The organism is Phenylobacterium sp. (assembly GCF_004799395.1).
Lineage (GTDB): Bacteria > Pseudomonadota > Alphaproteobacteria > Caulobacterales > Caulobacteraceae > Phenylobacterium.
This window is the reverse complement of record NZ_SSMZ01000045.1, coordinates 19,900-29,781: the sequence shown is the minus strand read 5'-3', so window position 1 is coordinate 29,781 and position 9,882 is coordinate 19,900. Positions and strand designations below refer to the sequence as shown.

The 9,882-nt window shown below is 68.2% G+C and carries 9 protein-coding genes; 7 read left to right on the top strand and 2 right to left on the bottom strand.

Annotated features, from left to right (window positions below):
* The 3 genes from E8A12_RS03145 to E8A12_RS03135 all read left to right on the top strand — a co-directional run.
* Window positions 1-180: FAD-dependent oxidoreductase (locus tag E8A12_RS03145; RefSeq protein WP_293366301.1), on the top strand; the 180-nt coding region annotated here is incomplete at its 5' end.
* Window positions 177-2,129 carry a squalene--hopene cyclase gene (gene shc, locus E8A12_RS03140; protein ID WP_293366300.1) on the top strand — a complete coding sequence of 651 codons (1,953 nt, stop codon included), beginning with the start codon at window positions 177-179 and terminating at the stop codon, window positions 2,127-2,129. The genes E8A12_RS03145 and shc, both read left to right, overlap by 4 nt.
* Window positions 2,126-2,812, top strand: coding sequence for a hypothetical protein (locus E8A12_RS03135; RefSeq protein WP_293366299.1), 687 nt, complete (start codon window positions 2,126-2,128; stop codon window positions 2,810-2,812). The genes shc and E8A12_RS03135 overlap by 4 nt, the downstream gene beginning before the upstream one ends.
* Here the strand turns inward: E8A12_RS03135 and hpnH are convergent.
* Both hpnH and ispH read right to left on the bottom strand, forming a co-directional pair.
* Window positions 2,735-3,883, bottom strand: a complete 1,149-nt coding sequence (gene hpnH / locus E8A12_RS03130; RefSeq protein ID WP_293366298.1) for an adenosyl-hopene transferase HpnH — start codon at window positions 3,881-3,883, stop codon at window positions 2,735-2,737. The genes E8A12_RS03135 and hpnH overlap by 78 nt on opposite strands.
* A gap of 17 nt (window positions 3,884-3,900) precedes the next feature.
* Entirely contained in the window at window positions 3,901-4,854 is a 954-nt protein-coding gene (gene ispH, locus E8A12_RS03125) for a 4-hydroxy-3-methylbut-2-enyl diphosphate reductase (RefSeq protein WP_293366297.1), read from the bottom strand.
* A 362-nt stretch (window positions 4,855-5,216) separates the two neighbouring features.
* Between ispH and E8A12_RS03120 the strand changes: the two genes are divergently transcribed.
* From E8A12_RS03120 to E8A12_RS03105, 4 genes are all read left to right on the top strand, one after another.
* Window positions 5,217-6,083 carry a polyprenyl synthetase family protein gene (locus tag E8A12_RS03120; protein WP_293366296.1) on the top strand — a complete coding sequence of 289 codons (867 nt, stop codon included), beginning with the start codon at window positions 5,217-5,219 and terminating at the stop codon, window positions 6,081-6,083.
* A gap of 48 nt (window positions 6,084-6,131) precedes the next feature.
* The gene (dxs, locus tag E8A12_RS03115) at window positions 6,132-8,027 is read left to right on the top strand and encodes a 1-deoxy-D-xylulose-5-phosphate synthase (RefSeq protein WP_293366295.1); all 1,896 of its coding nucleotides are present in this window, start codon (window positions 6,132-6,134) and stop codon (window positions 8,025-8,027) included.
* Between the two features lie 4 nt (window positions 8,028-8,031).
* Complete coding sequence (locus E8A12_RS03110; RefSeq protein ID WP_293366294.1) at window positions 8,032-8,643, top strand: ABC transporter substrate-binding protein; 612 nt, start codon at window positions 8,032-8,034, stop codon at window positions 8,641-8,643.
* Between the two features lie 104 nt (window positions 8,644-8,747).
* Window positions 8,748-9,881, top strand: a complete 1,134-nt coding sequence (locus E8A12_RS03105) for an HlyD family secretion protein (RefSeq protein WP_293366293.1) — start codon at window positions 8,748-8,750, stop codon at window positions 9,879-9,881.
* Window position 9,882 lies beyond the last annotated feature (1 nt).

The window sequence follows — 9,882 nt, the reverse complement described above, 5'->3', positions numbered from 1 at the left end:
CGTGCGACCTTCGTCGCGAGCGTGGCGCAGCAGGCCCGTCGGCCCGGCGCGCGCACACCGCTGGCCAACCTCGTCCTGGCCGGCGACTGGACGCAGACCGGCCTGCCCGCCACAATCGAGGGGGCGCTCCGTTCCGGCGCCACCGCCGCCAAGATCGTGATGCAAGAGACTCGCCGGTGAACGACGTCGCCCCAGCCCTCACCGCGTCCCAGACGGTCCTCGACGGCCGCATCCGGCGCGCGGCCGAGGCCCTGCTGCGGCGGCAGAACGCTGACGGCCATTGGGTCTTCGAGCTGGAGGCCGACGCCACCATTCCGGCCGAATACGTCCTGCTGCGCCAGTTCCTCGGCGAGGCCGACGACCTGGAGCTGGAGCGGAAGGTCGGGGTCTATCTTCGCCGCATCCAGGGCGCGCACCATGGCTGGCCCCTGGTCTTCGGCGGCCCCTTCGACATCAGCGCCAGCCTCAAGGCCTACTACGCGCTGAAGATGATCGGTGACGATCCCGACGCCCCGCACATGGCCGCGGCGCGGGCGGCGATCCGGGCTCACGGCGGACCCAACGCGGCCAATGTCTTCACCCGCATCCAGCTGGCCCTGTTCGGCCAGATGTCCTGGGCGCGGATCCCGACCATGCCGATCGAGCTGATCCTGCTGCCGCGCTGGTTCCCGATCCACCTGTCGAAGATGTCCTACTGGGCGCGCACGGTCATCGTGCCCCTGCTGGTCCTGCAGACCCGCAAACCCGTCGCCCGCAATCGGCGCGGCATAGGGATCGCCGAACTCTACGGGGGTGCGGCCGACATCAAGCCGGCCTCCAAGGCGGCGGCGACCAAGCGGCTCTGGACCGTGGGCTTCAACGCCCTGGATGCGGTGCTGAAGGCCGTGGAGGGGCTGTGGCCCAAACGCCTGCGGGCGCGCGCGACCCAGGCCTGCGTCGACTTCGTCGCCGAGCGCCTCAATGGCGTCGATGGCCTGGGCGCCATCTACCCGGCCATGGCCAACAGCGTGATGATGTACGACACGCTGGGTTTCGGAGCCGACCACCCGGATCGCGCGGCCGCCCGGGAGTCCGTCGAGCGCCTGCTGGTGGTGAAGGACGATGAAGTCTACTGCCAGCCCTGCGTCTCGCCGGTGTGGGACACCGCGCTCACCTGCCACGCCTTGCTGGAACTGGGCGGCGATGTGGCCGAGGACGCCGCGGCCCAGGGGCTGGACTGGCTGATCCCGCGCCAGGTGCTCGATGTGAAGGGCGACTGGGCTGAGCAACGGCCGGACGTGCGGCCGGGCGGCTGGGCTTTCCAGTACAACAACGCCCACTATCCGGACCTCGACGACACCGCCGTGGTGGTGATGGCCATGGACCGGGCCCGCCACCGCGAGGGTGGAAGGTTCGACGCCGCCATCGCGCGGGGGACCGAGTGGGTCGAGGGGCTGCAAAGCCGCGACGGCGGCTGGGGCGCCTTCGACGCCGACAACAGCTTCCACTACCTGAACAACATACCCTTCGCCGACCATGGCGCACTGCTCGATCCGCCCACCGACGATGTCACGGCGCGCTGCGTCAGCATGCTGGCCCAGCTCGGCAAGGACCGGAGCGACCCGCAGGTGAAAGCCGCGCTGGCGTTCCTGGCTAAATCCCAGATGGCCGACGGCAGCTGGTTTGGCCGCTGGGGGGTCAATTTCGTCTACGGGACATGGTCGGTGCTCTGTGCGCTCAACGCCGTGGGCCTGAGCGTCGAGGACCCGATGGTGCGCCGCGCCGCCGACTGGCTGGTCGCCATCCAGAATGCGGACGGTGGCTGGGGTGAGGACTGCGAGAGCTACGACCTCAACTACGCCGGCCATCGGCCTGCGCCGTCGGCCGCCTCGCAGACCGCCTGGGCGCTGATGGGACTGATGGCGGCGGGGCTGGTGGATCACCCCGCCGTGCAACGCGGCGTGGCCTGGCTGGCGGCGAACGAGGACGACGAGGGCTTCTGGCCGGAGCCCGGCTATACCGGCGGCGGCTTCCCGCGGGTTTTCTACCTTCGCTACCACGGCTATTCGAAGTTCTTCCCGCTCTGGGCGCTGGCCCGCTATCGCAACCTGACCCGCGCCAACAGCCGTCGGGTCGGCTTCGGCATGTGACGATCCTGGCGGTCACGGGCCTGAAGCGCGAGGCGCGGATTCTCGCCGGCCCCGGCCTGGTGGCGATCCCGGGCGGCGGGCGCGACGCCCAGGCGCTTGAAGCGCTCCTGGCCGCGCAGGCCGCGCGCGCCGAGGCCATCATCAGCCTGGGAATCGGCGGGGCGCTGGCTGCGGGCCTCAAGCCCGGCGACTGGGTGGTGGCGACGGCGGTCGCCGGCGGCGCCGAGGCCGCGACGGACCCGGCCTGGACAGCCGCACTCCTAGGCCGGTTGCCGTCCGCGGTCAGCGGAATCGTCCTGGGCTCGGACCGCATGCTGACCACCGCTCTCGAGAAGCGGGCCGCGCACGACCGATTCGGCGCGCTCGCCGTGGACATGGAGTCCACGGCCGCCGTGCGACTGGCGCAGCGCTTCGGCCTGCCCTTCGCCGTGGCGCGGGTGATCTCCGACGCCGCCGACACCGACCTGCCGGACGCGGTGAAGGTCGGCATGAATCCCGATGGCGGGATGGCGCTGGGCGCGGTGCTGTGGGCGCTGGCGAAGAATCCCGCCCAGCTGCCGGGCCTGATGCGCACCGGCCGCGACGCCGGGCGCGCCTTCCGCGCCCTAGCCGACGGGTGTCGTCTTCTTGGCCCGCGGATTGGCCTGCCGGATCTCGTGCAGCTTCCGCTCGACGTGGGCTGAGAAGACGAAGTCGGCGGGCCGCTGCTTATCGAGCGGGATCTCGGGGGCCATCTTGCCCTCGGTCCTGATGCCGCTGATGGCCACCTTCATGAGCTTCAGCGGATTGGTCACCGACTCGCGGACCGCCGTGCCTTCGAAGCCGCAGTGGACCATGCAGTTGGCGCACTTCTCGTAGTTGCCGACGCCATAATTGTCCCAATCGGTGCCGTCGATCAGCTCCTTGAAGGTCTTCACATAGCCTTCGCCCAGCAGGTAGCAGGGCTTCTGCCAGCCGAAGACCGTGCGGGCCGGCATGCTCCAGGGCGTGCATTCGAAGGTCTGGTTGCCGGCCAGGAAATCCAGGAATAGGTCGGACTGGGTGAACGACCACGCGCGGCCGTTCTTGCCGCGTTTGAAGATCTCGCGGAACAGGGTCTTGGTCTTGGCGCGGTTCAGGAAGTGCTCCTGATCCGGCGCGCGCTCATAGGAATAGCCGGGCGAGACGGTGATGCCGTCCAGGCCGATGGCGGTCATCTCGTCGAAGAACGCCGCCACCCGCTCTGGATCGGCGCCGTCGAAGAGCGTGCAGTTGATCTGCACGCGGAAGCCCTTGGACTTGGCCAGTCTGATCGCCTCGACGGCCTTGTCGTAGACGCCGGTCTGGCAGACCGACTTGTCGTGCATGACCTGGTCGCCGTCGAGGTGGATCGACCAGGAGAGGAATGGCGAGGGTTTGTACTGATCGATCTTCTTGGCCATCAGCAGGGCGTTGGTGCAGAGGATCACGAACTTCTTGCGCTTGACGAAGCCCTCAACGATCCGCGGCATGTCGCGGTGCAGCAGCGGCTCCCCGCCGGCGATCGAAACCGCCGGAGCGCCGCACTCGTCGATCGCGGCCATGCAATCGTCGTAGCTGAGACGCTGATTGAGGATCTCGTCGGGGTAGTCGATCTTGCCGCAGCCGGCGCAGGCCAGGTTGCAGCGGAACAGCGGCTCCAGCATCAGGACCAGGGGATAGCGCTTGCGCCCCATCAGGTGCTGCTTAACCACATAGGCCCCGATCCGGGCGGCCTGACCGAGCGGAATTCCCACCGAATGCTTCCTCTTCACTAAGCCTCGACCCCATCAAGCTCGCCGTCGGCGTGGCGCAGCTCGGGGGGCAGGCGGAACACAATATTCTCTTCGACGCCATTCATCTGCGTGACTTCGACAGGTTCGACTTGGCGCAGGGCGGCGATCACGTCCAGGACCAGTTCCTCCGGCGCGGACGCCCCGGCGGTGAGGCCCACCACTCCGGCGCCGCGCACCCAGTCGAGGTCGAGCGCGTACGCGTCCGCGATCAGATAGCTTGGCACGCCTTCCTCAACCCCGATCTCACGCAACCGGTTGGAATTCGAGCTGTTGGCTGCGCCCACGACCAGCAGGACGTCGACGGTGCGGCATAGATCGCGGACCGCGGATTGCCGGTGCTGGGTCGCGTAGCAGATGTCGGAGGTGTTCGGTCCCACCAGGTCGTTGAACCGGGCCTTGAGCGCCACGATCACCTGTCGCGTCTCATCCACGCTCAAGGTCGTCTGGGTCACATAGGCGGCCGGGGTGTCTGACGGCAGATCAAGGCTAGCGACGTCCTGCACCGTCGAGACCAGGTGCACGGGCGCGTCCACCTGGCCGAGCGTTCCTTCGACCTCCGGGTGGCCCGCGTGGCCGATCAGGATCAGGGTGCGCCCCTGGGAGACATAGCGACGGCTCTGGGCGTGCACCTTGGAGACTAGAGGGCAGGTGGCGTCGAGCACCGGAAGCCCGCGGTCCCGGGCCTCATCGATCACCGATTGGGCGACCCCGTGCGCGCTGAAGATGGTGACGGCGCCTTCCGGGACCTCGCTGAGTTCATGGACGAAGCGGGCGCCCTTGGACTCCAGGCTGCGCACGACCGTTCGGTTGTGCACGATTTCGTGGCGCACGTAGACCGGAGCGCCGAACTTCTCGATCGAGCGCTCGACGATGTCGATGGCGCGGACGACGCCGGCGCAAAAGCCGCGCGGTTGGGCCAGGACCACTCGCATCGTTACCTCCGCTCCCCCCTTCGGGGCGATTTTCCCAGCTAACTCACGAATCCGACACTCAGAAGGCGATTGTCCGAGGGCCACGTATTCTTCTAGTCCGCTGGCTTGCGGGTTTACAACGCCGCGCGGCTTACCATCTGGGGGATTAGCTGGTTACGATAGGCGATCATGCAAGTGCAGACTGCAAAAGATCACACCTCCGTCCGCCCCTGGCGCACGATCCAGGCGGTCCCGCCGCACGCCAGCCGTCAGCTGTCGATGGAGTCCTAGCCGTGAACGGCGTTGCGGCTGGCGAGCGCGAAAAGCGATCTGAGGCCCACGGACCGCCAGGCCCCGCGGCGCACAAGCGTCTGGCGACGGGCATGGCCGCGTCGACCGCTCAGGTGGAGGCTGCGCTCGACGATCTGCTTCCGAAGCCGAGCGGACTGCACGGCCGGGCCCAGGAAGCGATGCGATATGCCGTCTTCGCCGGCGGCAAGCGGCTGCGGCCGTTCCTGGTCCTGGAGTGCGCGGCGCTGTTTGGGGCGCCCCTGAGCGGCGCGCTCCGCGTCGCGGGCGCCATCGAGTGTCTGCACACCTATTCCCTGGTGCACGACGATCTGCCGGCCATGGACGACGATGACCTGCGGCGGGGAAAACCCACCGTGCATCGACAGTTCGATGAGGCTACCGCCATCCTGGCCGGAGACGGCCTGCTCACCCTGGCGTTCGAACTGCTCGCCGATCCAGCCACCCATCCCTCCGGGGACGTCCGCGCGGAGCTTGTGGCCAGCCTGGCTAAGGCGGCGGGCAGCGACGGCATGATCGGCGGCCAGATGATCGATATCGAGGCCCCGACGCGCCCGCTGAACCCCGACCAGATCATTGAACTGCAGAACAAGAAGACCGGCGCCCTGTTCGAATTCTCCTGCCTCGCCGGCGCGATCCTAGGCCAAGCGCGGCCGCACGAACGAGCGGCGCTGGTCGCCTTTGCGCGCGATTTCGGCCTGGCTTTCCAGATCAGCGACGACCTGATCGATGTGGAGGGGTCCGCCGAATCCGCTGGCAAGCAGGTCGGCAAGGACGCCGCACAGGGCAAGGCCACGCTCGTGGCGCACTGGGGTGTCGAACCGGCCCGCAAGGAGGCCGCTCGCCTCGCCGTGCGGGCGTGCGAGGCGCTGGCGCCCTTCGGCGAGGGCGCCGAGCGCCTTCGGACCTTGCCCTTCTACCTGCTGGATCGCCGGACATGACGCATACATTCGACGGGCCGATTGGCTGAAATGTCTAGAGAGGCTTACATGAGCGTCGTCAGTCCGTTGTTGGATCAGATCAACGTCCCTGCCGATCTGCGCGATCTGTCGAAGGACGAACTCAGACAGTTGGCTGACGAGTTGCGGCAGGAGACGATCGACGCCGTTTCGGTGACCGGCGGGCATCTGGGCGCCGGACTCGGGGTCGTCGAGCTCACCGTCGCCCTGCACCATGTGTTCGACACCCCGCGCGATCGGCTGATCTGGGACGTTGGACACCAAGCCTATCCGCACAAGGTGCTAACGGGGCGGCGGGACCGCATCCGCACCCTGCGCCAGGGCGGCGGTCTGTCCGGGTTCACCAAGCGTAGCGAGAGCGAATACGATCCGTTTGGCGCGGCGCATTCGTCGACCTCGATCTCCGCCGGCCTCGGCATGGCGGTGGCCCGCGACCTTTCGGGCGGCGACAACCGGGTGATCGCCGTGATCGGCGACGGAGCCATGAGCGCCGGCATGGCCTATGAGGCGCTGAACAACGCCGGCGCGCGCAAGGGCCAGTTGCTGGTGATCCTCAACGACAACGACATGTCGATCGCCCCGCCGGTGGGCGCGCTCAGCCGACACCTCGCCCAGATCGTCTCCTCCAAGAGCTACCAGAGCCTTCGCTCGTTCGGGCGGGGCATCGCCGAACACCTGCCGCGGCCGCTGCACGAGGCCGCCGCCCGCGCCGAGGAATACGCCCGCGGCATGCTGGCCGGCGGCACGATGTTCGAGGAACTGGGCTTCCTCTATCTGGGCCCGATCGACGGCCACAACCTCGACCACCTGATTCCCGTGCTGGAGAACATCCGGGACAATGGACTGGACGAGCCGGTCCTGCTGCACGTCGTGACGGAGAAGGGACATGGCTACGCCCCCGCGGCGAGTTCGGATGACAAGCTGCACGCCGTGTCGAAATTCGACGTGGTCACCGGGGTCCAGGCGAAGCCGAAGGCCGCTGCGCCGAGCTACACCAAGGTGTTCGCCGACGCGCTTGTGCGCGAGGCCGCCGGTGACGACCGCATCGTGGCCATCACGGGCGCCATGCCCTCCGGCACCGGCCTGGATGTGTTCGGCAAGCGATTCCCTGGCCGCATGTTCGACGTCGGCATCGCCGAGCAGCACGCGGTGACCTTCGCCGCAGGTCTCGCGACCGAGGGCTACAAGCCTTTCTGCGCCATCTATTCGACCTTCCTGCAGCGCGCCTACGACCAGGTGATCCACGACGTCGCCCTCCAAGGCCTGCCGGTGCGCTTCGCGATCGACCGCGCGGGGCTCGTGGGCGCCGACGGAGCGACCCATGCCGGAGCCTTCGACATGGCCTATCTCGGCTGCTTGCCGGGTTTCGTGATCATGGCCGCCGCGGACGAGGCGGAACTTGTGCACATGGTCGCCACGGCCGCCGCCTACGATCGCGGCCCCATTGCTTTCCGTTATCCCCGGGGCGACGGCCTGGGCGTGCCCTTGCCGGCCCAGGGCGAGGTGCTGCGCATCGGCCGCGGGCGGGTGCTGCGGGAAGGCAAGGACGTGGCTCTTCTGAGCGTCGGAACCCGTCTCCAGGCCGCGCTGGCGGCCGCCGACCATCTTGGCGCGCGCGGCATATCCTGCACGGTCGCCGACGCGCGGTTCGTCAAGCCCTTCGACCGCGACCTTGTCCGCCGACTGGCCCAGAGCCATCACATGCTGGTGACCATCGAGGAGGGCTCGATCGGCGGCTTCGGCAGTCATGTGCTCGACTATCTGGTGAACAATGACCTGATGCGGTCGGGCCTGGCTGTGCGCACCCTGGTGCTTCCCGATGAATTCCAGGACCACGACGACATGGCGAAACAGTATGCGCGGGCGGGGCTGAACGGCGGCGACATAGCCCGCGTTGTGGAGACCAGTCTGGCCAAGTCAGCGTGAACCGATGCGCAATTTGAGTTCGCTGATCCTTGCCGCGCCAGTAGCGGCCTGCGTCTCGGTCCTCCCCGCTCACGCGCAACCTGCCGATCCGGCTGCGGTTCGGGTCGCCGCCTTCGATGCGGCCCTGCTCGACGTCATGAAGCAGGCCAAGAAGCTCGGGCCGCGAGGACGCTACGACGCGCTCAAGCCCGCCGTCGAACAGGCCTTCGATCTGCCCACCATGACGCGCTTCGCCGTCGGGACGGCCTGGAGCACCCTGCCGGGGGACCAGCAAGCTGAACTGGTCACGGCGTTCACCCGCATGACCACGGCGACCTACGCCCATAACTTTGACGGCTACAGCGGCGAGACGTTCTCCATCGACAAGGTCGACACCCGCGGTCCCGACAAGCTCGTGCGAACCCGCCTGACCGGGGCGGGCGCTCCGACCGAACTGGCCTACCGGATGCGCCAGTCAGGCGGCGGCTGGAAGGTGATCGACGTCTATTACAACAGCACGGTGAGCTCCCTGCTTGGCCAGCGCTCCGAATTCGCCGCGACGCTGAGCTCCGGCGGCGCGACGGCCCTGGCGAAGAAACTCAACAGCCGCGCCAACCAACTCCTCGACGACAAATAGCCAGCTCGGGCAGGGCCGGATCGGGAACCCGAAACGGCGAAGCCTGTTTAGGTTTCATTCGACGTCCATGCGCCGCCGTCGAACTCTCGTGTCGGGGACGCGCCGTGGCCCATCAGCCCGCCAACGATGGAAGGCCGGAAGACGCTGAGGCTGGCGGCGACGCCACGAAGGCCGGCGACAGGGGTGAGGGCGGCGCGGCGCGGAAGAAGAAGCCTAACCCGCTAGCGAATCCCAAGGTGCTGGTCATCGGCGGGATCGCGCTGGTGGCCCTGCTGGTCGGCGGCTTCTTCTACTGGCTACACGCGCGCCAATTCGTCAGCACCGACGACGCCTTCGTCGATACCCATATCGTGCGCCTCGCGCCGCAGGTGTCGGGGCAGGTGACCCGGGTGCTGGTGGCCGATAACGCGGTGGTCCAGGCTGGCCAGGTCCTGGTCGAGATCGACGCCAGCACCGTGCGCAGCCAGCTCGACCAGGCTCAGGCCCAGCGCGGCCAAGCCATCGCTCAGATTGGGCAGGCGCAGGCCCAGGTAGGCGTGAGCCAGGCTTCATACCACCAGGCGCGCGATCAGGCGGCCGGCCTCGCCGCCCAGGCCGCAGAGGCCAACCGCGACGCCCAGCGCCTAACCGGGCTGCAGGCCTCCACGCCCCGTGCGGTGGCGGCTCAGCAGGTCGACCAGACCGTCGCCCAGGCCAAGCAGACCACCGCCCAGCGTGACGCGGCGCTTCGCCAGGCCGAGGGCGCGGCCGCCCAGGTGAAGGCCGCCCAAACCCAGATCCAAGGCGCCAAGGCGGTGCTGGCGGCGGCCGACGCCACCATCGCGGAGAACCAGATCACACTCGGCCGCACTCGCATCGTGGCGCCGGTGGCCGGCTATGTGTCGCAGAAGACCGTGGCGGCGGGCGGCTATGTCCAACCCGGGCAGCAGCTGATGGCCATCGTGCCGATGGAGATGTGGGTAACCGCCAACTTCAAGGAGACCCAGCTCAAGAGCATGCGCGTCGGTCAGCCGGTGGACATGAGCGTCGACGCCTGCCCGGTGAAGCTGCACGGCAAGGTCAATTCCATCCAGCGCGGCGCGGGGCAGGCCTTCGCCCTGCTCCCCTCCGAGAACGCCACCGGCAACTATGTGAAGGTTGTCCAGCGGGTGCCGGTGAAGATCACGTTCGAGGATGTGCCCCGGACCTGTCCGCTGGGCCCTGGTCTCTCCGTCTCGCCCACCGTCAAGGTGCGCTGAG